The organism is Acinetobacter sp. 24-47-66 (genome assembly GCF_056779755.1).
Genome location: NZ_JBWYIL010000002.1, coordinates 226,140 through 252,271 on the forward strand (window position 1 = coordinate 226,140; position 26,132 = coordinate 252,271).

Annotated in this window: 25 protein-coding genes and 2 pseudogenes; 9 read left to right on the forward strand and 18 right to left on the reverse strand. The window is 37.2% G+C overall.

Features of this window, described 5'->3' with window-relative positions; all coding sequences use genetic code 11:
- Positions 1-9 precede the first annotated feature (9 nt).
- From AC1M84_RS03385 to AC1M84_RS03415, 7 genes are read right to left on the reverse strand one after another with little or no spacing between them, the layout of a single operon-like run.
- On the reverse strand, positions 10-1,059 hold the full coding sequence (locus AC1M84_RS03385; RefSeq protein WP_035269406.1) for an SAM-dependent methyltransferase: 1,050 nt from the start codon (positions 1,057-1,059) through the stop codon (positions 10-12).
- Positions 1,060-1,067: 8 nt separating this feature from the next.
- Positions 1,068-1,844: a DUF1295 domain-containing protein gene (locus AC1M84_RS03390; RefSeq protein WP_481594070.1), complete on the reverse strand. Its 777-nt coding sequence runs from the start codon at positions 1,842-1,844 to the stop codon at positions 1,068-1,070.
- Positions 1,845-1,864: 20 nt separating this feature from the next.
- Complete coding sequence (locus AC1M84_RS03395; protein ID WP_035269391.1) at positions 1,865-3,061, reverse strand: SAM-dependent methyltransferase; 1,197 nt, start codon at positions 3,059-3,061, stop codon at positions 1,865-1,867.
- 1 nt (position 3,062) lies between these two features.
- A complete protein-coding gene (locus AC1M84_RS03400; RefSeq protein ID WP_035269389.1) occupies positions 3,063-3,851 on the reverse strand; it encodes a DUF1365 domain-containing protein in 789 nt (262 codons plus the stop codon).
- Positions 3,852-3,859: 8 nt separating this feature from the next.
- Positions 3,860-5,146, reverse strand: a complete 1,287-nt coding sequence (locus tag AC1M84_RS03405; RefSeq protein WP_481589474.1) for an NAD(P)/FAD-dependent oxidoreductase — start codon at positions 5,144-5,146, stop codon at positions 3,860-3,862.
- Positions 5,143-6,117, reverse strand: a complete 975-nt coding sequence (locus tag AC1M84_RS03410) for an acyl-CoA desaturase (RefSeq protein ID WP_481594434.1) — start codon at positions 6,115-6,117, stop codon at positions 5,143-5,145. Before AC1M84_RS03410 ends, AC1M84_RS03405 begins: the two co-directional genes overlap by 4 nt.
- 4 nt (positions 6,118-6,121) lie before the next feature.
- On the reverse strand, positions 6,122-6,343 hold the full coding sequence (locus AC1M84_RS03415) for a hypothetical protein (protein WP_481594435.1): 222 nt from the start codon (positions 6,341-6,343) through the stop codon (positions 6,122-6,124).
- 197 nt (positions 6,344-6,540) lie between these two features.
- On the opposite strand from AC1M84_RS03415, the gene AC1M84_RS03420 reads away from it, so the two are divergent.
- From AC1M84_RS03420 to AC1M84_RS03435, 4 genes are all read left to right on the forward strand, one after another.
- Positions 6,541-7,173 (forward strand): paraquat-inducible protein A, encoded by a 633-nt coding sequence (locus AC1M84_RS03420; protein WP_481594469.1) that lies wholly within the window; start codon positions 6,541-6,543, stop codon positions 7,171-7,173.
- Between the two features lie 35 nt (positions 7,174-7,208).
- Positions 7,209-7,943 (forward strand): paraquat-inducible protein A, encoded by a 735-nt coding sequence (locus AC1M84_RS03425; protein WP_481590812.1) that lies wholly within the window; start codon positions 7,209-7,211, stop codon positions 7,941-7,943.
- Between the two features lie 93 nt (positions 7,944-8,036).
- Positions 8,037-9,686 carry a PqiB family protein gene (locus AC1M84_RS03430; protein WP_481594436.1) on the forward strand — a complete coding sequence of 550 codons (1,650 nt, stop codon included), beginning with the start codon at positions 8,037-8,039 and terminating at the stop codon, positions 9,684-9,686.
- Positions 9,673-10,392: a PqiC family protein gene (locus AC1M84_RS03435; RefSeq protein ID WP_481589477.1), complete on the forward strand. Its 720-nt coding sequence runs from the start codon at positions 9,673-9,675 to the stop codon at positions 10,390-10,392. The genes AC1M84_RS03430 and AC1M84_RS03435 overlap by 14 nt, the downstream gene beginning before the upstream one ends.
- Before the next feature lie 178 nt (positions 10,393-10,570).
- On the opposite strand, the gene AC1M84_RS03440 is transcribed toward AC1M84_RS03435, so the two are convergent.
- The 8 genes from AC1M84_RS03440 to AC1M84_RS03475 all read right to left on the reverse strand — a co-directional run bounded on the left by AC1M84_RS03440 (position 10,571) and on the right by AC1M84_RS03475 (position 19,202).
- Positions 10,571-10,684: a hypothetical protein gene (locus AC1M84_RS03440; protein WP_416224330.1), complete on the reverse strand. Its 114-nt coding sequence runs from the start codon at positions 10,682-10,684 to the stop codon at positions 10,571-10,573.
- A 3-nt stretch (positions 10,685-10,687) separates the two neighbouring features.
- Positions 10,688-11,128 carry a transposase gene (locus AC1M84_RS03445; protein ID WP_481594437.1) on the reverse strand — a complete coding sequence of 147 codons (441 nt, stop codon included), beginning with the start codon at positions 11,126-11,128 and terminating at the stop codon, positions 10,688-10,690.
- 259 nt (positions 11,129-11,387) lie between these two features.
- Positions 11,388-11,693, reverse strand: a complete 306-nt coding sequence (locus AC1M84_RS03450; RefSeq protein WP_092768927.1) for a DUF2149 domain-containing protein — start codon at positions 11,691-11,693, stop codon at positions 11,388-11,390.
- Complete coding sequence (locus AC1M84_RS03455; RefSeq protein WP_092768924.1) at positions 11,693-12,196, reverse strand: MotA/TolQ/ExbB proton channel family protein; 504 nt, start codon at positions 12,194-12,196, stop codon at positions 11,693-11,695. Before AC1M84_RS03455 ends, AC1M84_RS03450 begins: the two co-directional genes overlap by 1 nt.
- A gap of 10 nt (positions 12,197-12,206) precedes the next feature.
- Complete coding sequence (gene cobN / locus AC1M84_RS03460) at positions 12,207-16,406, reverse strand: cobaltochelatase subunit CobN (RefSeq protein WP_481594438.1); 4,200 nt, start codon at positions 16,404-16,406, stop codon at positions 12,207-12,209.
- Positions 16,406-18,337, reverse strand: a complete 1,932-nt coding sequence (locus AC1M84_RS03465; RefSeq protein ID WP_481594439.1) for a TonB-dependent receptor plug domain-containing protein — start codon at positions 18,335-18,337, stop codon at positions 16,406-16,408. The genes cobN and AC1M84_RS03465 overlap by 1 nt, the downstream gene beginning before the upstream one ends.
- 328 nt (positions 18,338-18,665) lie before the next feature.
- Entirely contained in the window at positions 18,666-18,779 is a 114-nt protein-coding gene (locus AC1M84_RS03470; RefSeq protein ID WP_481594470.1) for a hypothetical protein, read from the reverse strand.
- Positions 18,780-19,022: 243 nt separating this feature from the next.
- Positions 19,023-19,202 (reverse strand): hypothetical protein, encoded by a 180-nt coding sequence (locus AC1M84_RS03475; protein ID WP_481594440.1) that lies wholly within the window; start codon positions 19,200-19,202, stop codon positions 19,023-19,025.
- A 260-nt stretch (positions 19,203-19,462) separates the two neighbouring features.
- Here AC1M84_RS03475 and AC1M84_RS03480 point away from each other — a divergent pair.
- The 5 genes and pseudogenes from AC1M84_RS03480 to yddG all read left to right on the forward strand — a co-directional run.
- Positions 19,463-20,214: pseudogene (locus AC1M84_RS03480) on the forward strand (tyrosine-type recombinase/integrase); the annotation flags it as partial.
- Between the two features lie 349 nt (positions 20,215-20,563).
- Positions 20,564-21,115, forward strand: a pseudogene (locus AC1M84_RS03485) (transposase); the annotation flags it as partial.
- Between the two features lie 326 nt (positions 21,116-21,441).
- Entirely contained in the window at positions 21,442-21,636 is a 195-nt protein-coding gene (locus AC1M84_RS03490; RefSeq protein WP_481593873.1) for a type II toxin-antitoxin system Phd/YefM family antitoxin, read from the forward strand.
- Between the two features lie 53 nt (positions 21,637-21,689).
- Complete coding sequence (locus AC1M84_RS03495) at positions 21,690-22,604, forward strand: DMT family transporter (protein WP_481593872.1); 915 nt, start codon at positions 21,690-21,692, stop codon at positions 22,602-22,604.
- Positions 22,605-22,742: 138 nt separating this feature from the next.
- Positions 22,743-23,651, forward strand: a complete 909-nt coding sequence (yddG, locus tag AC1M84_RS03500) for an aromatic amino acid DMT transporter YddG (RefSeq protein ID WP_481593871.1) — start codon at positions 22,743-22,745, stop codon at positions 23,649-23,651.
- Positions 23,652-23,698: 47 nt separating this feature from the next.
- Here the strand turns inward: yddG and AC1M84_RS03505 are convergent, their stop codons facing one another.
- The 3 genes from AC1M84_RS03505 to AC1M84_RS03515 form a co-directional block, all read right to left on the reverse strand.
- Entirely contained in the window at positions 23,699-24,313 is a 615-nt protein-coding gene (locus AC1M84_RS03505) for a MarC family protein (protein WP_481593870.1), read from the reverse strand.
- A gap of 76 nt (positions 24,314-24,389) precedes the next feature.
- The gene (locus AC1M84_RS03510) at positions 24,390-25,562 is read right to left on the reverse strand and encodes a hypothetical protein (RefSeq protein WP_481594441.1); all 1,173 of its coding nucleotides are present in this window, start codon (positions 25,560-25,562) and stop codon (positions 24,390-24,392) included.
- A gap of 206 nt (positions 25,563-25,768) precedes the next feature.
- On the reverse strand, positions 25,769-26,122 hold the full coding sequence (locus AC1M84_RS03515; RefSeq protein WP_481593868.1) for an ethanolamine utilization protein EutQ: 354 nt from the start codon (positions 26,120-26,122) through the stop codon (positions 25,769-25,771).
- Between the last annotated feature and the right edge of the window lie 10 nt (positions 26,123-26,132).

The following is a 26,132-nucleotide window of genomic DNA, read 5'->3' on the forward strand; positions in this document are numbered from 1 at the left end:
GTTTGAACTTCAAACAGCTCGCTTCTTAAACAAATAATGGCCAATCACCCACTCACGACCTTTGTCATAACCAAACAGTTCTGCACAAGCCATGAAAAAGATTCTCCAACGTTGCCACCAGATTTCCGCATCTTGACCATAAGTTTGCTTAAATAGTGGTTTAAGTAAGTCCTTTTTTTGGTCCATATTATTTAACCATGCATTGGCTGTATGTTCATACTGTTGTCCAGACCATTGCCATTGGTTTTCTAACTGTAAATGATCCTGAAAGTGCAGGAAAGTCGAAACAGCAGGCATTAACCCCCCTGTAAAAAAATATTTAGACATCCAGTCATAATCATTTTTAACTTCAAATGGATAGTGAATAAATCGATGGCAGAAAATATGACACCACAATAAACCATCTGCTTTGAGCCATTGGCTAATATTGGCAAATAATCGCTGATAGTTTCGAACATGCTCAAACATTTCAACGGATACAACACGATCAAAAGAGTTTTGCTCCAACTCGAGTTGATTTACATCACAGGTGATAACTGTCAAATTGTTAAATTGCTTTTCTTTGGCTTGTTGTTGAATGTGAAGACGTTGAGTATTGGAGTTTGATACTACCGTAATGTTGGCATTTGGATAATGCTCTGCCATATACAAACTGAGTGATCCCCAACCACAGCCTATTTCTAAGATGTCCTGACCATCTTGTAATTGCGCACGTTCACAGTAGACCTGCAGGGCATTTTCCTCAGCTTGATCTAAACTGGTTTTAGCATCATGGAATAAACTGGCACTGTATTTTAAACGCTTGCCCAACACGGCCTGAAAGAATGCTGTAGGCAATTCATAATGTTGTTCATTTGCCTTGTCTGTATCAATCGCGATTTCACTTTTTTTCAAGTCTCTTAATACATCCATATAACGCTGTGAAGCGAATACAGCGTCAAAACGACCTTCTTGCTCAAGACGTTTTTTGCAAAGTGCTTGGATACCAAGACGAATCACTTGATCTGGAACTTTGCCACTTTCAATGAGTTTTAACGATTGTTGAACGATTGAATCCATGTAATTACCTACTTTTTCGGTGACCAAGGAAGAAACATTGATGTTTTTTGTTGGTACATCTTGTAGTTTGCACCACGATTTTTGAGCGCTTGCTGTTCACTAAATGGAATACCCGTGATGTAGTACAAAAAGAGCCACATCAACACCGGATAGATCCACAACCAAGGCGTTCCCGCCGCTATACCTAAGATTGGATAAGCAAACCAATGTATCCATTCAAAAAAGTAATTCGGATGGCGTGAATATTTCCATAACCCTTGATCCATCGTTTTGCCACGATTATTCGGGTTCAATTTAAATTGATACAACTGATGATCTGCGAGTGCCTCACCAATAAATGCAACCAGCATGATTAATCCTGAAATCAGCAGCAGTTCTGTCGAGTTACTCCACTGCATCGCAGGTATACTGAACAATTTGATCATTGGATATGAGAATAAGGAGATCAACCCAGCCTGAAATAGAAAAAAGAGAAGAAAACCTAAATGTTGAAAGTCTCCCATCGCACGGCGCATATTGGCATAACGCGTGTCCTCAGAATCTTCTCGGATATATCTTCTGAATAAATGCCATGCTAAACGGAGAAACCAAAGACCACTCGCGATCGCTAGAAAAATGCGAACAGATGTAGGGGCTTCATTCATTACATTTGCTGCGATGAGGACATTTAAAGCTATTCCAAAGCTCCAAATGACATCGACCAAACCTGCACGATGATTAAATGTCACCCAAATCCATGCACAAAGCATCAGGAAAACATTCATCACAAATAAATTGAGCAACATCGAGATGTCCTCTCACTGATTTAGTATGGACTTGCTTCAAACAATAAATGCACATCACTAATGACGCCTTCGAGAAAACCTCCTTCGCAATAACATAAATAAAAATCCCACATGCGAATAAAGTTTTCATCAAAGCCCAGTGCTAAAACTTGCTCACGCTGTTGTAGAAAACGTTCACGCCAGCAGTGAATCGTTTGTGCATAACTTAAACCAATATCTTCAAGATGCTTTAGACGTAATTTTTGTTCTGATGCAACGTTGGTCATCACGCTGATACAAGGAATAAAACTACCTGGGAAAATGTATCTTTTGATGTAATCGACCGTACTCAATGCCTTTTCATATCGCGCATCTTCAATGGTGATGGCTTGAATAAGCGCCAAACCATTAGGTTTTAACAGCTGTCTACACTTTTCAAAATATGTCGATAGATATTGAGCACCAACGGCTTCAATCATTTCAATTGAAACCAATTTATCGAATTTACCTTCAAGTAAACGATAATCTTTTAATTTAACTTCAACACGATGAGACAGACCCGCAGCGTCAATTCTAGCTTTAGCTTCGTCATATTGAGCTTGAGAAATGGTAATAGTAGTCACTTTACAACCATAGTTTTGCGCAGCATAGATCGCAAAACCACCCCATCCACTGCCAATTTCAACCAAATGATCCATCGGTTGAAGTTTCAATTTTTGGCATATGATTTCTTTTTTATAATCGGATGCTTGTTCCAAAGTCATAGATTGATCTTTGAATACCGCGCTGGAGTACATCATGCTCGGATCAAGAAATAACTTAAAAAAGTCATTACTTAAATCATAATGCTCAGCAATATTTTTGCGACTACCTTCCAATGAGTTTTTACGCGATGCATACCAAGTTTTGAGCAAGAGTTGACTCGCCTTTGCTAAGGCACTTTGGTTCATACGATCTAAAATATCGCGATTTCTCGCAAGAATTCGCACAATCTTCACTAAATCTGGTGTCGTCCAATATCCTTGAATGAAACCTTCAGCTGCACCAAGAACCCCCTGACGAAAAAGTAGATCCATCAACTTTGCATCATGGACCTCAATCACTGCGTCTAGATCACTCACCTCACCGACTGAACCCTCCCAAATCCCTTTAAAATGAATTTGGCCGTGTTTTAATTTCAGTAAATGACGTAATACCAGCGGTAGTGAAGATTGCTCTCCCATTAACAATGATTTCATATCACAGCTTATCCTTCGTTTTATTGGGATGCCGATAAAATGGAACTCTATTTATCCAAAGCTTAAAGGCATGATAATAAATACCTGCAACCATCTTGATCGGCTCAAATAGTTTAAAAACAGCATAGCGATGAAGTTGTGAAGGAAGTGTGATGGGGGTTAACTCAAAACGCATTGATGCATCGAATTGTAATTTTTCCTCTTTAAACAATTGCATAAGCACATAATTTTGTTTTTCAGCCAAACTAAACGTCCATTGATACTTCAGATCCATTGGCATGAAGGGTGACACGTGAAAAGCTTTGTCAAACTGGAAGTGGAAGCTCGTATATTCGGAATGCTGCTCCCCCCCGGTGCGACAATCGTGAACATATACCTGTCTTTCTAACCAGGGTGTATTGGTGATTTCACTGAGAATGAACTGTAATTTTTGCTGGGCATTAAATAGAAAATAAAAAACCACCGAATTAAATCTGAAGCCAAGCGTGCGCGGCAAAGCCAACACCCGAATTTCAGCGAGCTCCGTCGGCTCTTCTAAAGTATGCTCTTCCAACACATGCAGAACCTTCTCTCGAATCGTGCCTTGATAGTTTGCCAAGAAGTCATCAGAATCTAGGCTCAGAAAGTTCCATTTTTTCGTTGACCAAAGTATCGAAGTTTGCGCGAAGTGTTCGAGCTGTTCTGGATCAAACCACAAATACGTCAGCTGACTCTGAAAAGCATAAGGCTTAGGCAAGTAACGGCGATGACGAATGTCAGCAACTGCAATTGCAAGTGGATACAGCTGCATAAGTACTCCTAAGCGGCTTGATTCGATGAATTTAATAAGGCTTCAACCACCCATGACGCACTTCTTGCACCATCTTCATGGAAGCCCCATCCCCAATAAGCACCACAAAAATAGGTCCGATTTAAACCGTTTATTTCAGACCATCTTGACTGAGCTGCAATAGCTTCCGCATTAAATACAGGATGACGATAGTGACGCTGAACCCAGACTTTGTTTGGATCTAAATCAAAATTAGGATTTAATGTCGCAAAAATCTGAGTTTCACATTTCAGATTTTGTAGCTGATTCATCCAATAACTAAATCCATAATGGACACTATTTTGCTGAAATGGAGTGACTTGACCCGCTCTATTCGGTGTGACATGCACATGCCAACTTGCCCACTGACGTCTTGATTTTGGCATAATGCTGGTATCTGAATGCAACACCATATGATTGTCTTGATACTGAAACTTTTCTAATATTTCTGATTCTTTAACCGTTGGTTCAGCGAGCAACTTCAATGTGTCATCTGCATGACTTGCAAATACCACCCAATCAAACCGTTCAATCCCCTGTCCCGTTTCAATACTCACGTCATTTGCTGAGCGCTTAACTGACTTCACCTCTACTTTTTTAAAATGAATGTGCTTTGCTTGAGTTTGAATTGCACGAATATATTTAGAAGACCCACCTCTTACAGTTAACCATTGTGGTCGATCTTTGAGTTGCAACATACGATGATGTTGAAAAAAACTGACTACAAATTTATATGGAATTTGACCTGCTTGCTCTACTGGGCATGACCATAATGCACCACACATCGGATAGAGATGCTCTTGCCTAAACGCATCCGAGTATCCATGCTCGTTGAGATATTGCTCAATAGTGTAATTCGGGTCGGTCTCATCTACATCAAGATCTTTATTTGCTGCATAAAATCTGAATAAATCTGACAGCATCGCTCTAAAGCGGGTCTTTAAAAAATTCTGTGGTTTGAACAATAATGAGAATTTCTTGGAAGGGTTATATTGCAGTCCTGTGACCTGATTATTAACTGAAAACCCCATATCGCTGCTTTGAGCTTGTACACCAAGCTCCTTCAACATCTCACAAAATAAAGGATAGTTGTGTTCATTAAAAACAATGAATCCGCTATCCACTGCAACTTGCTCACCATCGATCTTTAATTGATGAGTATCAGTATGTCCCCCAAAATAATTATTCTTTTCAAATACGGTCACCTCATGCAACTTACTCAACTTCCAAGCTGCATAAAGTCCTGAAATACCCGATCCAATAATTGCAATTTTCATCTTGATTCCTTTGACTGAACTTGAGAATGTTGGAGTTTGGCCTTTTTCGAACGCGTAATTTTACTTACTTCATAGACTCGAGCTGGTATGGGTTTCATTCCCCAAACCAAGCCAAACCATGACATACATTTTAAGATGTAATAGGTCACATCGATCTGCCACCAATAGAACCCTTGGCGCGTACTTCCTGCATAAAAATGATGATTGTTGTGCCAGCCTTCACCAAGTGTAATCAGAGATAAAAATAAGTTGTTGCGACTATGATCATTCGTCTCAAAATCTCGGCTTCCATAATGGTGAGCCAGTGAGTTAATGCACAATGTGGCATGAATAAGCAGAACAGTAGAAATTGCGCCTCCCCATACCAATAACTGCAAACCACTGGTTCCCCAATGCGGCCACATCCAAGCAACCCATTCCCCTAGACCATAAATTCCGATAGCCGTTATTAATACGATCATCAAACTAAAACGATCTAACCAAATCAGCTCCGGAAACTTCAGCCAATCTTTAATAACACTTTTACGCGTTGAAAAATTATATTCATTTAAAAACCAACCAACATGGCTATACCAAAATCCATGCGTTGATGAATGTGGGTCTTGAGGAGTATCTGTATAACGATGATGATATCGATGATGTGCTGCCCACCATAATGGTCCACGCTGCGCACTCATTGTGCCAATTAAAATAAAGATAAATTGCAGCCATCTCGAAGTTTGAAAAGTTTTGTGTGACAAATAACGATGAAAAAAAGCCGTGATTGCGAACATGCGAATAAAATAAAAAAACAACATAAATGCAAAAGCAAACCAAGAAAACCCGACCCAAAACACTGCCAGACAAGCAAGATGCAGTAGGATAAAAGGAATTATTCTGAGCCATTGAATCTGTTTACTCTCAGAGGTCAATGCATCATGTGGCACGCTTACGGACCAACTATCCAGCCATTGCATGAGGCTTTTCAACATACAGTCATCCCAAACTAAGCAATCGATCTTTATGATTTAAATGAAGTGTAGTTCTTGATATATGAAGTTTATGTGAAGCACACGCTGCATCTTGAATTTTATGCTGAATCATTGAATTTAATATTAATTTAATTTCATCATATAAACTTAACTCACCCTCATTTTGACTACATAAATGCTGATCAATTAGCACTTCAACCCCTTTTATACCCTCGTTGAGCAACATGACTGCACACTGATAAGCCAAACTAAAGCGCTATGTATCTCGATTCAACAAAATAATCATAGGCAAACCTATTGAATCTCGATATAAACTATAGGGAGAAATAAAAAACCAAGAATATTGATGAAAAAGTTGAGACAACGATGTCTGAAACGAATGTAGAAACTGTATCGGATTCTAAACTCGCCCCTGATTTAAAAATGGTGCAAATCAATCAAAATTATGTTGCTTGTGAAGAGTGCGATACTCTCTTTCGTAAATCCGATTTATATAAGAATGAACGTGCCTATTGTTCGGCTTGCGGTTCCGAGCTCTATCGTAAAATTCCAAAATTTAACACACTGTTGGCCTTAGTCTGTACTGCGTTAATTATCTTTGCGATTGCCAATAGTTTTTCAATTGTCAAAGTTGAACTCCAAGGCATTTATTCAGAAACCACATTATTGGGTGCGGCTTGGGCAATGTTCCAGGCTGATCGTGCTTTTGTAGGCTTTCTTATTCTGATGACCACTTTTGTTGTCCCTTTGGCCTACTTACTTCTGATGGGATATATTCTTTTGATGGCAATGTTCAATAAAAATGTTATTGCAACCCAACAGTATGCATCACTTAAACTCGCATTACGGTCACTATTTCAACTGAGAGCTTGGGGAATGGTTGAAGTCTTTCTGATTGGCGTTTTGGTCACCTTGGTGAAATTAGTGGGGATGGTGGTTGTGATTCCTGGAATTGCCTTATGGGCATTTGCCATTTTAAGTGTTTTGTTGGTCTATTTGGTATCAATCAAAATCAAGGATCTATGGAACGTAATTGATGGAAATCAAATCTCATGACCATTACTTCCACTCATACGAATCAACCCGATCAGATGAAGCATTCGCCACACCCTATGCAGAAATCTGTCTCATTAGAAACGCTTGCACCGCGTGCAATTGATCTTGAGCTCACACTTTGTCATTGCTGTGGAACACTCAACCGCATGACGTCCTTGTCTGCCATGGAACAAGCACGAAAATCCCGCTGTACTCGTTGTGATAGCCCATTACATACCCGTAAAACCCGAAGTTTAGAACGAACTCTAGCTTATTTAATTGCAGCGAGTATTCTTTATATACCAGCTAATGTTTTACCGATGACGATTACAGAATCTATTCTTGGCCGTCAACAAGACACTATTATGAGTGGAGTCATCTATTTCTGGAAAAGTGGTGACTATTTCGTTTCGTCCGTTATTTTTATTGCCAGTATATTTATTCCCCTACTGAAATTGGTCATCCTTGCTCTCCTGCTCAGTGCTGTACATTTACAAGCCTCAAAAAAAATTCACCTCTCACCGAAGCATTGCTCGATCATGTATAGAGTCGTGGAGTTTATTGGCCGTTGGTCAATGATTGATGTTTTCGTTGTCGCCATGCTAGCAGCACTAATCCAAATTCAATCATTGGCAACTATTTTAGCAGGCACAGGTGCAGTCGCTTTTGGTGCAGTTGTGGTTTTGACCATGTTAGCCTCACTGAGTTTTGATCCTAGAATCATTTGGGACAACTATTACGTTTCAATTCTGAGTCAGCATGAAAAAAAAAATGACGCTACAGAACATTGAGATTTACATAAAACCCTTTCACTTCTTGCTTGATATTCATATGATGAAGCGTACAAACAACAACCACATTACGATTTAATAAGATCAATAACTATGTCAGAAAACCAATCGAGTAATGGTCATCCACATGATGAACAAGTTCTGAGTCAGGTCGGTGTACCTGATAAGAAACGTAGCAAATGGAAACCTTCTCTCATTTGGATTATTCCAATTGTTGCATTACTCATTGCATTTTCATTAGCTCTCAAGGCGTATTTGAATACTGGTCCTGTTATTGAGGTTTCTTTTAGGACTGCAGAAGGCATTGAAGCTGGCAAAACTACAGTTCGTTATCGTCAAGTTAATGTGGGTCTAGTGCGTGAAATTGACCTTTCGGAAGATCGGTCTCATATCATTGCTAAAATTGAACTTCGGAAAGATGCTAGTAATTTTGCCACGGAAGATTCACGTTTTTGGGTAGTGAGACCACGTATTGGTGCAAGTGGGGTTTCAGGTATCGATACTTTACTTTCTGGCGCATATATTGAAGTAGATGGCGGTAAATCAGATGTCAAAACCACTTCATTTAAAGGGCTAGAAACTCCACCAGTTGTAACTTCCGATGTTCCTGGAAAAATCTTTTTCTTAAAGGCACAAGATTTAGGTTCGCTCGATTTCGGTTCACCTATTTATTATCGAAGAATCAACGTTGGACAAGTGACCTCTTACCAACTGGCTGATGATGGAAAAAGCGTTGAACTTCAAACTTTCATTAAGTCACCTTATGACAAATTTGTCACCACAGATGCGCGTTTCTGGCAAGCCAGTGGTGTAGATGTCAATTTGAATGCTTCGGGCTTTAGTTTAAACACACAATCTTTGGCAAGCATCATTTCGGGAGGGATCGCATTTGGTTATCCTGAAAATTCTGATGCAGCTCCTGCTCCGAATAAAATGAAATTTGAATTATTTGACTCTGAAAAGCTTGCGCTTAAAGAGCCTGATCTTAATCCAAGACGGATCGTAATGTATTTCAATGAGTCATTGCGAGGTTTATCAGTAGGAGCTCCAATTGATTTCATGGGTGTCGAAGTCGGTACTGTGAAAAAAATCAACACTGAGTTCTACAATAATCACTCGCAAATTCGAATGCGTGTTGATGCTGAAGTTTATCCTTCACGTATTGCTGGAGGTCATGAGTTGGACCCGCAAGGTACAGTATTCAAGCAATTTGTTGAGCGTGGTTGGCGAGCTCAAATGCGGACTGGCAATTTACTTACAGGTCAAAACTACATTAGCTTTGATCTTTTCCCTAAAGCTAAATATGCCACTGCAATCCGTCGAAATGATGGTGTAGTTGAAGTTCCAACAACTCCTACAGAATTAAAAGGCCTTCAAGCACAAGTGTCCCAAATCGCCGATAATGTATCTAAATTTCCATTGGTTGAAATTGGTCAGGACTTTCGTCAAACCTTGGCAAACTTAGATAAAACTATACGATCTTCAAAAAGTTTGGTCGATCAACTGGATGGCAAAGTTGCGCCTAATTTACAAGCCACTTTGGATGATGTTCGTAAAACAGTTCAGTCTTCTGAAACCATCTTGGCAAGTGATGCACCATTACAACAAGATCTACGTCGTGCTTTACAACAAATTACCCGTGCCGCAGCTTCATTGCAGTTAATGGCAGATCAAATAGAACAAAATCCTGAGTCATTGATTCGTGGAAAAACAGCGGAGCCGAAGAAAGATGACAGAGAATAAATTATTGAAATCTCAGCAACGCTGCTACCTAAAAGTCCTTTCAAGCTTGAGTGTTGGTTTGTTTGCACTCATCGTCAGTGGGTGCTCTTCATCCCCTACGCCTATGTTCTATTCATTGAGCACTCAAACGCTAACATCATCTTCGTCAAATCTAAAAGTGAGGATGATTGAGGTGCTTCCTGTTGGATTATCCGATCGTTTAAACCGAATTCCATTGGTAATTCAACAAGAAAATGGGCAGGCTAAAGTATTGTTCGATGATCGTTGGACATCTACTTTATCGGCTGAATTGAGAGATGCTGTTTCTGCGCGTTTACAGCAAACATTAGGTGCAGTGGATCGTTATAATAGTGGTATGACTGGTGGACAAGCAGCTTATCGAATTGCCTTAGATTTTTCTAACTTTGATTTCATCGAAAAATCAAATCAGCAACGCTTTATGCTCATGAATGCGACTTGGACTTTAAGATATGATGATCCTAATCGCCCCTTATCCATACCCAAAAACGCTCAAACATTACCTCAACGTCATCAACTCAGTTGTCGGATGAGTTTTTATGAAGAAATTCCACAAAAAAATAAAGACTTAAACACTTTAGTCACTGTTTCGCAAAAAGCCATTGATCAACTTTCAATCAGTATTGCAAGTTCAGTCAAGCACTTAGAAAATAGGAATCAGCCGATTACTGGTGGGGTATGTAGTTAATTTTCATAAAAACTTGAGATTTCTTTTGAATCTGTTTTGAATACAGCAAAGCTCTGAGTTGTATTTAAAACATCTATCTTTGATAAATTGGTATATAATTTTTTAGATAAAGACATTCAACAATAGAATTCTTTCATAATTCATTTTTATGCAGTTCCATGTTATAGATTCCAGCAATTTAATTGAATCTTAAACCTAGTCTTTTGACTCGATTACGATATCGCGCCGCAAGGACTTTGAAGGCTTTCAAACTGCCGAATACATGTTCAATCCCAATTCTTCTTTTATTGATTTCTCAATTGTAAACTTTTAGCTCGGGATCTAGTTTGCAGCATCTCTTTGCTTTTAGAGGCAATGAGCTATTTGGATACATTGCATAGATTCCATGATAGCCTTCATCTGCATGAATAAAAGCACCTTTAGGAATCGGATTCAAGTTGCGTTTGAAAAGCTCGAAATCATGTACAGCACCACGACTCGTGCATAAACTCAGAAATTGCTGTGTTCTATAATAGATAATGGCTTGAACTTTAAATGTATGTGCCTTCTTCTTGCCACTATAGCTTTTCTTCTGTTTTTTAGGTCTTTGTGTTGGAGTTTCTGTGGCATCTACGATCACTACGTTCCAGTCGATACCTTCGCCTTCAGGCAGACTCTCGGGTAAATTAAATAGATTGGACTTGATCAGGCAATCATCTACATCGTGGAAGATTTGTGGAGCAGTAGGCTCTGACACGCCAATAGCTCAGACGGAGTAAAGCCTGATTTTCTTCACTTAACTTGGATAGTCTACCTTTAGCAGGCACAAGCATTTTTAGTAGTTCAACCATTAAATCAATGGTTGACTATAAGATGCCTGTGTATCGCTTGAAATGTGTATCAAAAAGTTTCTTTCAGTTGATGATTTTAGTCCGCAAATTATGTATTAATATTTAGAAAAATAGATCAAATGTTAAAGTTTAGATTAATAGATGAGTTTGTATCACACGTACATTTTATTCAGGCACGTAAATCATTCGGCCATCATTCAGTTTATAGGTCACCCCTGCCTTACTTCCTTCGCCCTCACCAATTTGACCTGTAGACTCATATTGTTTAAGTTCTTGTCCTTCTTTAAATGAAATTTTCATATTTTTTTCACCAGGATTTTCAATTACAACGACATTATTATTTGAAAATGGATTTAGCGGGTTTTGTACTACCAACATCATTAGAATCACAATAATAACTAAAAAAAGGTCAATCAAATTCACAACAGAAAGCATAGGATCATCACTTTCATCCTGTTCCAAAAATCGCATTAAGCTTCCCCTTGATGAAGACTTTCAAATTCTTTTTCATACTCACGTAATTCTTCAAGCAACCAACGACGTCGGATAACCAAAATATAAAAACATATAGAAGCCGAAACTAAAGATAAAATTACTGAAGAAAATGCCATCACCATATTCTGCCCCACTTGTTCAGCTTGACCTGAAGATAAAGCGAGTAATGCAGGACCCATTGGAATCATAGTTGCGATCAATCCCAACATCGGTGCAGTTCGGGATACAATTCTTAGCCATTCCAAACGTTTAATAATCCAAAGTTCTAAATCATCAGTCGAGGCTTGAAATTGATTTTGTTCTGCATATTTCATCAAAATCGATCGATAACGTTTAGAGGTTCTGAACACGCATTCCATAATAAAGCTACCCAAAGAAACCAATGAAAAAATCAATGAGATAAGGATGAGCAACATCACAGGCCATAAGAAAAGTTTTGAAGCCTGATAAATCAAACTTTCGACTTCTAAAATTTGCATAAATTTCCTCTTATTTTTTTCGCTGTTGCATAAATTGTTTAAAAAAACCAAATCCAATCAATAAACTCAGTATGAAGGCACCAACCCAAGCATAATCTTGTACTTCCGACTTTTTCTGGACTTGTTCCAAAGCCTGACCTTTGACTTTCTGTTGTGCCTGATTCTGAGTATTTTTTTGATCTATTTTGGGGGTTTGTATTTCTATAGAAGATGGATGTTGATCTTGAGTAGACTGATTGGCATCGGCTGCTTTCAAAGTCTGTGTTGTTGGGTTTAAACCTTGTCCTATAGCTTGCTGATTTTGAGTATTTTGCTCATCGGCTGTGCGTTTTGTTTCAGATGAATTTTCAAGATTTACTTGATCAGTTACTACAGTCATCTGTGCATTTTTTTCTAGTGATACACTGTCATTTTGCTTCAAAATACTTTGGGTAAATTCATTAAGCTTTTCAGACTCTAAAGGCAAATTCACTTGTTCTTGCAACGCTTGAATTTTTTCTGCAATTTCTCGTTTTGTCTCATCATCAGATTGCCAATAATCTTGACGAATCGCTTCCGCCATACGATTTAATACTTGGAGTTGCGCAGATGGATTATGTTGTTTGAACCATTCATTTACACCAAGTTCGCGCTTATCTTGAACGTAAGTTTCATACATATCTTTCCATTGATCAGCACGGACAACTGAAGGGTCAGTCACATTCCAGCCATATAAATTATTGGTCACATTAATTACTTCCAATGTGCCAGCATAACCCTCCTTTTGCATACTTTTAATCCACTCAGGATTTAAATAACGGGTACGTAATTCATCTGACAAATAAGCTTTCAATGAGGTGACTTCAGCTTTATTTTGGCGTAAATCTGTAATGAGTAATTCCGGTGATTTCCCTTGAACGGAACGAATTGCCAAAGATAATCCACCTAAATATTCAAATGGATGATCTGTCGATAACACGCCTTGCACATTTGAAGAACGCGACATAATGGCAACATCAACGCCTTTTAAATTTTCAGCGAATAGATTGACTGGTGCTTGCTCACCCCACGTTTTATCGCCATAGGCATATTGCAGATTATTTAAGAAGGTATTTGCTAATTCTTGATCATTTTCCCAATCATCATAGGACAAGGTTTTTTTCGTTAAACCTGAGCCATATTCTCCAGGTTCATTACTAAAAATTTTAAGTTGTGATAACGCTTTAGCTCGTTCAGGATCAACTTTTTGAGCAATTAATGATTGCTGTATCTGTTGTGAATTTTGATAAAGCTGATTATTGGGTTCATTTAGCGCTGAAAGTTTTGCCATTGCACCAGCAAGTAGACGCATAAAACCATCAAATTGATCTCGATAAACACTGGTGGCTTGAATCACAACATCCACACGTGGGCGCTTGAGCTCTTGTTGTGGAATAATGTCTAAACTCACCACTTTACCTGCTTGATCCCACACAGGTCTTAAACCAAGCGCTGCCAAAACTTGTCCTTCCGAAACACCTAAATGACGAATCGTTTCAGAAGACCACAAACTAAATGCAACTTTGTTAGGGTACTGCTGAGGATGCTTTTGTTGGTACTGCGCAATCATCTGCTCAAAGGTTTTTTGTCCCATTTCATAAGCCGCTTTAGTCGGGATTTTATTGGCTTCAAAAGCATATAAATTGCGTCCACTGACACTTTCAGGCTGACGAATCGGGTCTCCCCCCGTTCCCGGTAAAACATAGCCTCCAGATAAAGCATTCAACAAACTTTGCATTTCTCTATCTGCACTCAAATATTCATAATTTTTTTGTGCAGTTTCGATATACGCTTTTAGTTTTCCACTTTGCCCTATCTTTTGAATATCTGCATCAACCTCAACATTTGAAGCCTTAGATTTAAACCATCCTAAACCTGTGGATTCAGCCGGATTTAAAACATAATGCGCCAAATAACGATAAGCTAGAGATTGACGAATTGTTTCAATATCGGCATTAAACACTTCATTTTTATCCAGCTTTAATGCTTTGAAATAGTCTGAGTCTAACTGCTGTAAAACAATCATTAATCTTTGATCATCTTGGGCTGACAAACCGAAACGATGCAAGCCCATGGGTACAGCTTGTTGCGCTAGGCGATGCAAATGATCATGAAGCTGAGTATAAAATTGAGGGAAATTATTCTGAGCCTGAACCTGAGTCAGGTTTAAATCTTTAAGCACACCACTTTGCTCTGTTAAAGCGATCAGTTTTCCTTGAGTTTGCTGCTTGACTAAACCCTCATCGAGCTGAGCATATTGGTGAATTAAATCGTGAATATCTCGTAATTCATCATATAAACCAGAGGGTGCTAAAGGCGCAGTTTGATGACTCACTATAACTGCACGACCACGTCGTTTCGCTTGCATGGCTTCTGCGATATTATCCTGAACATAAGGATAAAAAATCGGTAAAGCACCTGCGGTCAATAAAGGATAGTCATTCGCTGCTAAGCCTTTGTCTTTTCCAGGCAACCATTCTTGTGTGCCATGTGTTCCCAAATGAATCAATGCATCGGTTGCTTGTTGCAAATACAGATAAGTCGCTAAATATAATGGATCTGGAACAGCGTCTAGACTGTGGTAATTCTCACCTAATTTAGAACCACGAGTAGGCTGAGGAAGTAGTAATAAATTTCCGTAACGCTGACTTGGAATTGCAAAATAAAACTCGCCCTCCCTTTTCACGACTGCCCAATGTTTAGATAATTTTTGAATATCCGCGCTTTCTTTTAATTCGTGTTGACGCTGTTCAGGCAAGGTTTTTAACCAATCAAGATAATACTGAACAGGAAAATAGCTGAGCATTTCTTTCTGTTGTAGGTCAGCTAATTTTTCATGCTGGTAATATGCAGATAATAAAGTTTGAGCATCTGAAATAATTTGTTTTTCGCTGATCAGTTCGGTGTCGTATCCACGTTCTTTTAAACTTTTTTGAATATTTTCGATGCTCAGCGGAATATTTAAATTTGATGCAGATAAATTATTTTGACCATAAGGATAATTCCAAAACATCACCCCAATTTGCTTTTCTTTATTGGGTTTAATCTTCAATTTGGATTGGGCAATTACACGTTCAAGTAATATATTGACCTGTGGTTCAATCCATTGCTCGCGACCACCCTCATTTAAAGACAGCACTAAAGGATCAGAAAATCCCCAAGTTTCGGGAAGACTCAAAAAGATAGATGCTAAATGCGGAGGTATGCCTGATTTCGAGTTTTTCCATTCTTCAAAATTGCCATTAAAACTCAAACTTTGAACCATAGGCACATTCATTTTTTGTAGCTCGGCAACTAAGTCCTGACCATTTTGAATATGCGTCATATTGACCATTGCGGTGATTGGTACATCTTTAAAAAAATCTGAAAGTTTGGTTTTGGTTTTCGACTCATTCCAAAGCAAGACAATGGGAACAACACCTTTTCGTTCAGTAAGCGTTATGAGTTGATCAATTTTTTCAGACGTTAAATTGGTGATATTGCTTGGATGAAGCACATAAACTAAATAGGCATTTTGTCCTTGGATAGTTGATTTTTTCTGATGTTTTAGATTCTGTTGATACCAATCTAAATAGGATTGCACATTGTCAAAATAGTCTTGTGCACTGGTGTGATAAATCGAAATTTCTGGTAATTTTTGCGTCTTAAATGTGGCTTTTTTACCTTCAGTATTCCAAAGATGTACTGCTTCAAAATAATGTGAAAAGTTAATTTCTCCACCGTTGTAATACAGATCTAATAATTTAAATCCAAATAATTTTGGAATTTTCTGGAACTGCGGTGCTCCACCACCAACGGTCATATATGCTTTGTCTTGAGCCTTTAAACTTTCAAGTGCAAGCTCTTCAACCTGTTTACGATCTGGCGGTCGCGGAACATCTAAAATGATCACATCCGCCTGCTGAATAGATTGCTGAACAGCTTTTTGATTTTGATTTACTTGTAAATGCTGTAATTGCACATTTTGTTTCGCTGCAATTGGCACAAGTTTTTCAAATTTAGTATTTGCCACAAAATCGGTATGTAACACCAATACCTTAGTTTGAGCATCTGCTGTTTGTGCAAAAGCCACATTTAATGTGAGATAAACACATAAGAAGATGCTCAAAATACGCAGGATGGAGTTTAGATCCAAACTTTTTTGAATATGAGTTGGATCTATTGCATGCAGAATGAAAGATTTCTTCATCATTAAAATCTCACATTCATACCAACAAAGTAACGACGTCCTGCATCACTAAAAGTTTGTAATTGATCAGGTTGCATGCCAATTTTTTTATCTGTCAGATTTTCAATTCCTGTCTGGACTGTCCAATTCGGAGTCACTTTATAATCTGCATACATGTGCCAGAAGATATATCCTTGACTGTGTGGTGTATTCACAGCTTGAAATTGTTTACTGCGATATTGCTGGCGTAATTTGGTTTGGAGTTTGTCGTTCACTTGCCAAATGACTGAACTATTTAATTGATGCTTTGAACGATCGGCTAAAGGGATATTTTTACTTTTATCTTTTGCGTCTAAATAAGTGTAATTGGCTTCTAAATGTAAATATGGCTCTATGTGATAAGCACCACTCCATTCAATACCTTGTAGTTCTGCTTTTGTCACATTGACATAATCTAAGCAAATTTTCCCTGCGACTGAACATGTAGGCTGACGCTGTGTATCTATCAAATCATCGACATTGTTTCTAAACCACCCTAATGTGGTTTCAAAATTATCTCGATGGAAATGTAATCCAACTTCATAAGCGGTATTGGTTTCAGGCTTAAGATCAGGATTGCCTCGAATAATACCCATACCACCCATTGCAGCATTAGACTCAAACTCTTTAGATAGTTGCTTTAAAGTTGGCGCTTTATAGCCTTTGCCCACACCAGCTTTGACTGTCCATGCATCGCTGAGTTGATAAGACGCATTAAACTTCGGACTCAGTTCCCATCCAAAATCTGAATGCTCATCGCCACGTGCCCCAAATCCAACTTTAAATTGATCAGAGATTTGCCAAATATCTTGTAGATAAATTCCATAATGGGTAATACTGTCTTTTTGTTTTAAATTGACCGTTGGATCTTCCAACTTTTCCTTACGAAGCTCATTACCCAGTATTAAATGATGATTAGATAAATCAAATTGAAACTGTGTCGAAGCCACTTGATCAGTTAATTTTTGTGGAGATGTCGTATCTCCGCCATCACTGCGCTCACTTTCTCGTTTGAATTGTGTTTGATAAAGCTTAACAATACTTTTACCCCAACTCCATTCACCTTCATGTTTTAACCCGAATCGAGCCCGCTCAATTTCATCATCAACTTGATAATATTGATTACGTGTTCCACCTCTTAAATCTTGTCGATCCTCATGGCCGTACTCACTTATGAATTCAATCTGTTGTTGATCTGTTGCTTGCCAAAATAGACCAAGATGCCCTTTGGTATTTTTCTGCTCATCGTGTTTGCTTAAACGAGAATTGGTAGGATCTTCAAGCGCATCACGTTTTCTAAATTCGGCCCAGAAATTGACACCTAATTTATTTTCAATGAGTGGACCAGACAAGTAAGCACTGGTTTTATACTGATCACCACCCAAATTAGATTCATTCCATAACGATTGAATCGAAGCAGAGCCTGTCCATTTTTCGATTGGTTTTCTAGTAATAATATTCACTACTCCACCTAAAGCTTCTGATCCATAGAGTGAAGACATCGGTCCTCGAACCACTTCAATCTGTTCTATCGCTTCGGTTGGAACCCAATTTAATTCACCATCAGAGTGAGCAATGGCTGAGGATGAACTATTAATTCGTTGTCCGTCGACTAAATATAGGGTGTGTGTCGGGTTCATTCCTCGAATCGAAACCCCTTTCCGATTTAGCCCGATACCTACATTTTGTAGACCTACTCGATCGTTCAAAGCATCTGAAACATCATTTATAAATCGTTGATTAAGTTGCTTACCATCAATCACATCAATACTCGCCATTGCTTCATGAATATTTTTTTTTGCAGATGCTGTGAACACAATCGTATTCATACTGTGTGCTGGATGATGATTTGTGTCTGTTGATTCTGCAAAGACAACATGAGTTACAAAGAGACCCATTCCTAAAAAGATACGCATAGTGATATTTAAGGTTATTTTTTATTGCTTATAATGTTATGTTATAACATTATATAATGCAATTTTTTAATTTATAAATTTCTATTTTTCAATATATTCAGTTGAAAATCTTTGAGCCCAAAATAGCCAATAAATGTGAGACTCTTTTGGAGTTGATAAGTACAAATTTGACAAAAAACTAAAACCTCTTTCTACTAAGAATTAATCTCTGTCGCACTTCATTTAAGAATCTAAGAATTTTTAAATTTACACTTTAAGAGTTTATTAAAATTATAGAATTCTTTCATAATTCATTTTTATGCAGTTCCATGTTATAGATTCCAGCAATTTAATTGAATCTTAAAACTAGTCTTTTGACTCGATTACGATATCGCGCCGCAAGGACTTTGAAGGCTTTCAAACTGCCGAATACATGTTCAATCCCAATTCTTCTTTTATTGATTTCTCAATTGTAAACTTTTAGCTCGGGATCTAGTTTGCAGCATCTCTTTGCTTTTAGAGGCAATGAGCTATTTGGATACATTGCATAGATTCCATGATAGCCTTCATCTGCATGAATAAAAGCACCTTTAGGAATCGGATTCAAGTTGCGTTTGAAAAGCTCGAAATCATGTACAGCACCACGACTCGTGCATAAACTCAGAAATTGCTGTGTTCTATAAATGTATGTGCCTTCTTCTTGCCACTATAGCTTTTCTTCTGTTTTTTTAGGTCTTTGTGTTGGAGTTTCTGTGGCATCTACGATCACCACATTCCAGTCGATACCTTCGCCTTCAGGCAGACTCTCGGGTAAATTAAATAGATTGGACTTGATCAGGCAATCATCTACATCGTGGAAGATTTGTGGAGCAGTAGGCTCTGACACGCCAATAGTTCAGACGGAGTAAAGCCTGATTTTCTTCACTTAACTTGGATAGTCTACCTTTAGCAGGCACAAGCATTTTTAGTAGTTCAACCATTAAATCAATGGTTGACTATAAGATGCCTGTGTATCGCTTGAAATGTGTATCAAAAAGTTTCTTTCAGTTGATGATTTTAGTCCGCAAATTATGTATGGATTTTTAAATTTTTCGGTACAAATAATCAGCAAGAGATAGATCGTTTTGTGATTTATGAAACAGATCTATCATCGATCGTGATTTTCAAACAGCGAAAACATTTAATAACTGTGCAACTACGCTAAGCGGGGTATTTAAATTGGCTGTTAAGCATAATCTGATTTCTCCAAATCCTATGCATACAATTAAGAATCGTAAGGTTCAGGCAGAAATACCTGCCCCCTTCACACGTAAGGAGATGGTAGCCTTACTAGCTTGGCTCGACAAAAGCTTACATGATGAGGATAAATTTTGTCGCTAGTATTTTGAATTTGCTTTTTGGACAGGCTGTAGACCTTCAGAAATGATTGCTCTCAGAAAAAGTGTTATTGACTGGTTCAATGGCACATTCAAAGTTAGCAAAAGTCATGTACGTGGTTTAGAAAAGAAAGTGACCAAAACACATACTTCTCGTGAGGTCTATTTGAATGAACGCTTGACTTTGGCTTTAAAAGCTTTGCTTCAATTTAAAAAGGATCAAGGCTACCAAACAGATTATGTAATGCTATGTCCCAAGATGAAGGAACCATTATTTAATGAAAAACCACCGAGAGAGCGTCTTGTAGAAGCAATGAAATCGTGTTCTATACGTCATCGCCCTGCATACAATGCAAGACATACTTATGTGATGATGTTGCTCATGGATGTCGTAAATCCAATGTTTGTCTCTGATCAACTTGGGCATAGCTTACACATGCTGATCAAACGCTATTTTAAATGGTTGCATGAATATAGAACTGGCAAGAAATTACGAAACTTAGCGTGGCAAGTGCAGCTTAAAAACTTTGAAATCAAAATCACCTGGAGTGAAAATGTGGCAAATATGTAGCAATAAAAAAGCCACTTAAAATAAGTGGCTTTTTTATTACAAGAATTTTGGTGGAGATGGCGGGAGTCGAACCCACTTCCCCTATATAAAAAAAAAGAAACAACAAATAAAATCAAACACTTATATTTTTTATTGTACAGTTTTTTTTGGTTTGATGCCATTTTAAATCTTAAATTGTGGCAATAAACGTGGCGAAATCTTAAAAGTTGGATTGAATATTGTATTGATCACTTTGATAATCTATGGCACCCAGAAAGATGGTTATGTGTATCTAGAGTTTTGGTGGCTATTCAACCGACTAATTCTACTTACTTAAAATTTCTAGGTGAATGTGAATCGAAGCGCAATAAACATCGGCCTAAATATCGCCGACAGCAATATAAACCACATGTTGTTATAGATGCTTAAACACTACAAATATGTGCAGTTGAGCTCACAACGAAAAATGCTAGTGATTCACAAGTCTTCGGAAATTTACGTGATCAAATTCGGTTGTATGAACAGATTGAATCAGTCTGTATAGATGGCCGGTTTGACACAAAACAATGCGTAAGGTCATTACAGAGCGACAAGCACACACAGTTATTCTACATAGAAAAAGCAAAGCTTTAGAAAGATATCAAAGTTCATTCGCAGGGGGCAAAATGAATTACTTCGAACATTTAAACATTTAGGCAAAATCCGATGGATGAAATGATCAGGCTATCATCAGCAGTGTTTGGTCAAAACGAAATGCTTAGCATTAAATTATTAGGCGATAAGTTGTCAGCTAGGCAATTTGTAGGTCAAATAAATGAAATACATTCCTACATCACTGTACTGAGTAAATTTCTAGAATTGAGTCGCCCCTACCAGAGTTGTAACTTAAATTTAAGTGAGTTGGGAACAGGTTCAAATTATAATTTTTTTTGCAACAAAGCGATTAAATAGAAACGATTTTTGATTATCTAATTTTGCAAGAACCAAGATCATTTTACTAATATTATAACTTGAGAATAATGTGAATACTCTTGAATTTAAAACGATCAATGTAATTCTTTAACTTTTCTCAATGGCTAGTTTAAATAATAAATGGTATATACCCATGATTAAAACTCATCATATCTTGAAAATATATCCATTGTATTGACGTGTACATTTAGTCTATCTTGAGCATGAATTAATCTAGGAAATTACTAATGAAGCAATGGAATTATTCAAACGCTAGAGCACAATTGAGCATGCTTATGGATCAAGCAATTGCTGGACATCCTGTAGAAATTACTAGAAGAGGTCGAGATTCTGCAGTTATTATTAGTAAAGCCTCTTACGAGGCTTATAGAAAAGCAATATATAATGTTGATTATTATAAAATTTCAGAATCAAAAAAATAATTCATATAATTTATATCTATCTTAAATAATCACTACACAAGCAACCAAATTATATGAAGTCTAATATTTCCTTAATACAACTTGGTTCCTTATTTGCTTTTATCGCTGCATTTCTTTTTAGCAGTAAAGCTATTTTCATAAAACATGCTTATAGCCTTACTCCTTCATTAGATGCCATTACACTAATGACTATCCGAATGAGTATTGCATTACCATTTTTTTTAGTTATTTGTTGGTTTTTTCGCTGTAAAAATAAAAAAATTAAGTTAATTGATTATCTTTATTTATTTTCAGTAGGTTTACTAGGCTATTATTTTTCAAGCTGGCTCGATTTCTATGGTCTAATGTTTATTACCGCTTCACTAGAGCGAATCATTTTATTCTTATATCCTACCATTACCGTATTGGCATCTAGTTTAATACTCAAACAAAAATTAAGCTCTAAAACGATATTTGCACTGATCTTAAGTTATGGTGGAACAGTTATTGTAATGATCCAAGAGCTGAAAGCGCTTCCAGATCATAATAACTTCTGGCTTGGTGCTAGCTTAGTTTTTGCTAGTGCTGTTGCATTTGCTTGCTACCTTTTACTTACCCCACCATTAATAAAAAAGTTCGGCTCATGGAATTTAACAGGTCTTTCTCTATCTGCAGCTTGTATTGGTACAATTATACATTTTCTAATGGTAACTAATCACCCTGTAGAGATTCTTACCTCTTTACCGATAGAGGTAATTTGGTACGGGATCTGTTTAGGTTTATTTGTTACAGTTCTACCAACACTTTTACTTATATTAAGTATTGAATACATAGGTACAACAAAATCAGCTATTATTTCATCAATTAGTCCAATAGTGACTATTCTCTTATCCGTATTACTTTTGAACGAGTATTTGAGTGCTATTCAATGGTTAGGTTGTTTTCTAAATATTTTGGGTGTAATGCTTATTACTATTAAAATTAAATAATTATTATTCTATAAAATATTACTATAAATATTTTTTATAATGTTAAATAATCATAAGTTCATGAATATTTATCGTTGTAGAAAAACTAATAAAGCTGATATTTAAAAACTATTATTAATATTTAATCTGACTTAATGTATGAACCTCCATATCTCAACCTTAATCGGTATTTCAGCTTTATTGCTTTGGTCCACTTTAGTTGGCTTACTCAGACTTTCTACAGAAAGTTTTGGTCCTATCCATACAGTGACATATGTATATACAATAAGTGCTATAATTTTATACCTAACATGTGGTCTACCTGATTTAAAAAAGGTTCCAAAAAAGTTTCTCTTTTTATCTAGCTTACTTTTTGTTATTTTTGAATTGTGCTTTGCTTTTTCAATTACTCTAGCTAATTCGTCAGAAAAATCGATTGAAATGAATATTATTTTTAATATGTGGCCAACTCTTATTATTATTATGATGGCAGTATTAAAAGAAGAAAAAATAAACTTTTTGACCATATTAGGAGTGAGCGTAAGTTTTGCTGGAATAGTTATTATTAACTATCACCCTAATTTAAATTTTATTGATAATTTTTCAACAAACCCAACTAGTTACGTTCTCATTTTTTTAGCTGCTGTTCTTTGGGCTATATATTGTATATATATCAAAAAGCAAAGCAATGGAACTAATGCTGTATCACTTTATTTTATCTTAACTGCTATAGCTTTATGGATTCTTACTATCTCAACTCAGGGCTTTAACTTACCTCATACTCAGGAAATTAATGGCTATCTGTTTGTCTTCATCAATGCTATTTTTTTCTCGATGGGTTATCTAGCATGGAATATTGGTATTATCAAAGGTAATATGCCCATTCTGGTTATGCTTTCTTATTTTTCTCCAATATTCTCATCGGCATTTTCAGCTTTTGTTTTGGACTCTAACTTAACAATCAATTTTTGGTATGGCGCATTAACAGTTACTGTAGGATCATTGATCTGCTGGTTCTCAATTAGAAAAAACCATAACCAACATGAGCAAGCAAAATTAGTTTCTTAATTTTATTAGTCACAGCCAGCGTATTTTGGCTGTGACTTTTACTTGTTTCAAATTTTATCAATCAAACGCATTACACCATTCACAATCATGTCAACTGCAATTGTTCCAATTAATAGTGCCGCTAACCGCCCTACAATATCAAAATAACGATCAATATATTTGGCGTGACTATAACGCAAGTGATCATGAGAAAATTTCATTGCTATTAAAACACTACAACTCAGAAATAGCACTAAAGCAATAACTAAAGCTGCCTCCACAAAAGACATATTCATGCCTGTCACTACAGCAGCACTAATCGTTCCAGGACCAATCATAAATGGCATAGCCACAGTCCCAGCCAAATGTTCAGGCGCTCCTCGCATTTCACCAATGGTATCAGCACCCTGAAATACATATCGATATCCAATTACCAGAAAAATCAGGCCTCCAAAAATTAGAAATGATTCAAACCTTACATTTAAATATCGATTAAAAATTGCCTCTCCCCCCCATGCAAATAAGAGAAAAACAACATATGCAATAAGACCACCTTGAATTAAAGCCCTATTAAATACCTTAGTTTCTGTATGACGAATTAACCCGATCATATAGATACTCATGAGGAATGGATTAAGTAGTGAGAAAAACAATATAAATGTATTAATGAAGGGGGATGACATTTTTATTATTCCTAAACGACTTCAGGAAGCTTTTAAACTTCCTGAAAATTGATAAATAAAAAAACCAAGTAAACTTTTAGAAGCTATAAATCAGCATGAAATTTAAGAGTTTGTTCCATTCCCCATCATCACCTGCTGCAAGGGAGCTACCATTGCCGCCAACAAACGGATCGTTTTTACTCATCACATATTCGGTATATAAAGAAACTTTTTTGTAGTCCCAAGCCACGCCAACAATGTTGCGCTGAGAGTCATCGAATCCTTTTTCTTTTTTGTTAAAACCACTAAAAACAATATATGGCGTAACATTTAGCGAATCTTTAATATTCTTAAATGTATAGCTCGTATCAACAGTATAAAAATGACCTTTGTTGGCAATGTCATATTCACTATCAAATGATCCTAAAGTTGAGCTAGCTGGACTCAAAGCATCTTTATTACTAATCGATTGTCGTCCTCCAGTAAGCACGACATTCAGATTTTTATAGTTAATACGGTTAAATAGCGCCCATGTATTTCTCGTACCATCTGCAGAAGTTTTTTTATTCTCAATGTCTGAATACCAATAACTTCCCCCAACCGATACCTTGAGATCATCTGTACTTAAAAACTTAAGATCTTGATCTACACGTGCCATCCACATATTTTTTTCATTAAGATTGGTTTTGAGTGGATCAGATGAGGTAACAACATTAGCCGTATAACGCGCTGAGTCTTTACTAGTCCCGTGATAGTTACCGCCATCAGTTGCGAAATAAGCCAAATCCACTTTAGTCGCAGACGGTAATTCAAAGTGATAGTTTGCTCCTAGATTAGAAGCATCCTGCAAACCCATAGTGTTGTTAATACCAGCGTAAAAGCTGCTATCCCAAAAACGACCTGGACCAAAAGGAATGGGTTGCACACCTACAGTAACATGATCTGTTGCGTTTAAATGGTAGCCAGCATAGCCATAAACTAGAGTCGAGAAATCGCAAAATTTATCGTATTGATAACAACGATATTCGACTTTTCCAAACCAGTCGGGTGACTCATAACCTAGTCTTAAAATAGCTGCATCAAATTTTATTTTCTGGTCTGATGCAGACTCGTCGTAATCCTTATCTTGATAATTTCCACGTATAGCACCTGAAATTGTTAAAGCACCCGTATCACTTTTAGGATCTCCAAAAGTTACTCCAGCAAAAGCAGGTAATGCCATTCCAACCGAAATTAACCCAAATCCAAGTGTTAAATAGACTTTGCTCATTTACAAATCCTTGTTTAAATGAAGATTTGCAGAAAACCTTTCCTGTCATCTGCTTATTTTTTTCAGACAACACTTCCCTGTTCAGGAGAAGCTCCTGAAATTTAAAATTTTCGTTAATTTGTATTAGCCCTAATTCAGAGCTATGTTCTCAGAAAGAATAAAACGACCCACATTATTCTTTTCCTGAACAATATGGGTCGTTTCTTTTATGCAATTCCGTGCAATTCTTTCCAGTTACCTGGATGTACTACGTAACTAAATACCGCATGTCCACCATAAATTAGCTCGGTTCCTTCAGGAATCCACAACATTTGTCCTGGACGAACTTCATATTTGTGACCGTTAGCAGTAAGTTCAAAACAGCCTTCAATTACAAAAATGACTTCGTCATAAAGCAATTTCCAACTTACTTCTGCCCCTTCCCAACGTGCAAAACCAATACCCATATTTGGGGAAACATCAGCTCCTAATGCCCTTGCAACATAGGCCGTACCATCTGGTGTTTCGCCACGTAAATTAAAATCGAGTTGAGCGCTATCAACTAACTTTACTTCTTTCATCTATTTCTCC

Coding starts and splice junctions, on each gene's coding strand:
- AC1M84_RS03430 (WP_481594436.1), top strand. CDS start 8,037: ATGTCAGAAAACCAATCGAGTAATGGTCATCCACATGATGAACAAGTT.
- AC1M84_RS03420 (WP_481594469.1), top strand. CDS start 6,541: ATGGTGCAAATCAATCAAAATTATGTTGCTTGTGAAGAGTGCGATACT.
- AC1M84_RS03390 (WP_481594070.1), bottom strand. CDS start 1,844: ATGTTGCTCAATTTATTTGTGATGAATGTTTTCCTGATGCTTTGTGCA.
- AC1M84_RS03405 (WP_481589474.1), bottom strand. CDS start 5,146: ATGAAAATTGCAATTATTGGATCGGGTATTTCAGGACTTTATGCAGCT.
- AC1M84_RS03510 (WP_481594441.1), bottom strand. CDS start 25,562: ATGAGCAAAGTCTATTTAACACTTGGATTTGGGTTAATTTCGGTTGGA.
- AC1M84_RS03385 (WP_035269406.1), bottom strand. CDS start 1,059: ATGGATTCAATCGTTCAACAATCGTTAAAACTCATTGAAAGTGGCAAA.
- AC1M84_RS03455 (WP_092768924.1), bottom strand. CDS start 12,196: ATGCAAATTTTAGAAGTCGAAAGTTTGATTTATCAGGCTTCAAAACTT.
- AC1M84_RS03395 (WP_035269391.1), bottom strand. CDS start 3,061: ATGAAATCATTGTTAATGGGAGAGCAATCTTCACTACCGCTGGTATTA.
- AC1M84_RS03490 (WP_481593873.1), top strand. CDS start 21,442: ATGAAGCAATGGAATTATTCAAACGCTAGAGCACAATTGAGCATGCTT.
- AC1M84_RS03505 (WP_481593870.1), bottom strand. CDS start 24,313: ATGTCATCCCCCTTCATTAATACATTTATATTGTTTTTCTCACTACTT.
- AC1M84_RS03450 (WP_092768927.1), bottom strand. CDS start 11,693: ATGCGATTTTTGGAACAGGATGAAAGTGATGATCCTATGCTTTCTGTT.
- AC1M84_RS03435 (WP_481589477.1), top strand. CDS start 9,673: ATGACAGAGAATAAATTATTGAAATCTCAGCAACGCTGCTACCTAAAA.
- AC1M84_RS03465 (WP_481594439.1), bottom strand. CDS start 18,337: ATGCGTATCTTTTTAGGAATGGGTCTCTTTGTAACTCATGTTGTCTTT.
- AC1M84_RS03515 (WP_481593868.1), bottom strand. CDS start 26,122: ATGAAAGAAGTAAAGTTAGTTGATAGCGCTCAACTCGATTTTAATTTA.
- AC1M84_RS03415 (WP_481594435.1), bottom strand. CDS start 6,343: ATGTTGCTCAACGAGGGTATAAAAGGGGTTGAAGTGCTAATTGATCAG.
- yddG (WP_481593871.1), top strand. CDS start 22,743: ATGAACCTCCATATCTCAACCTTAATCGGTATTTCAGCTTTATTGCTT.
- AC1M84_RS03410 (WP_481594434.1), bottom strand. CDS start 6,117: ATGTTGAAAAGCCTCATGCAATGGCTGGATAGTTGGTCCGTAAGCGTG.
- AC1M84_RS03495 (WP_481593872.1), top strand. CDS start 21,690: ATGAAGTCTAATATTTCCTTAATACAACTTGGTTCCTTATTTGCTTTT.
- AC1M84_RS03400 (WP_035269389.1), bottom strand. CDS start 3,851: ATGCAGCTGTATCCACTTGCAATTGCAGTTGCTGACATTCGTCATCGC.
- cobN (WP_481594438.1), bottom strand. CDS start 16,406: ATGATGAAGAAATCTTTCATTCTGCATGCAATAGATCCAACTCATATT.
- AC1M84_RS03425 (WP_481590812.1), top strand. CDS start 7,209: ATGAAGCATTCGCCACACCCTATGCAGAAATCTGTCTCATTAGAAACG.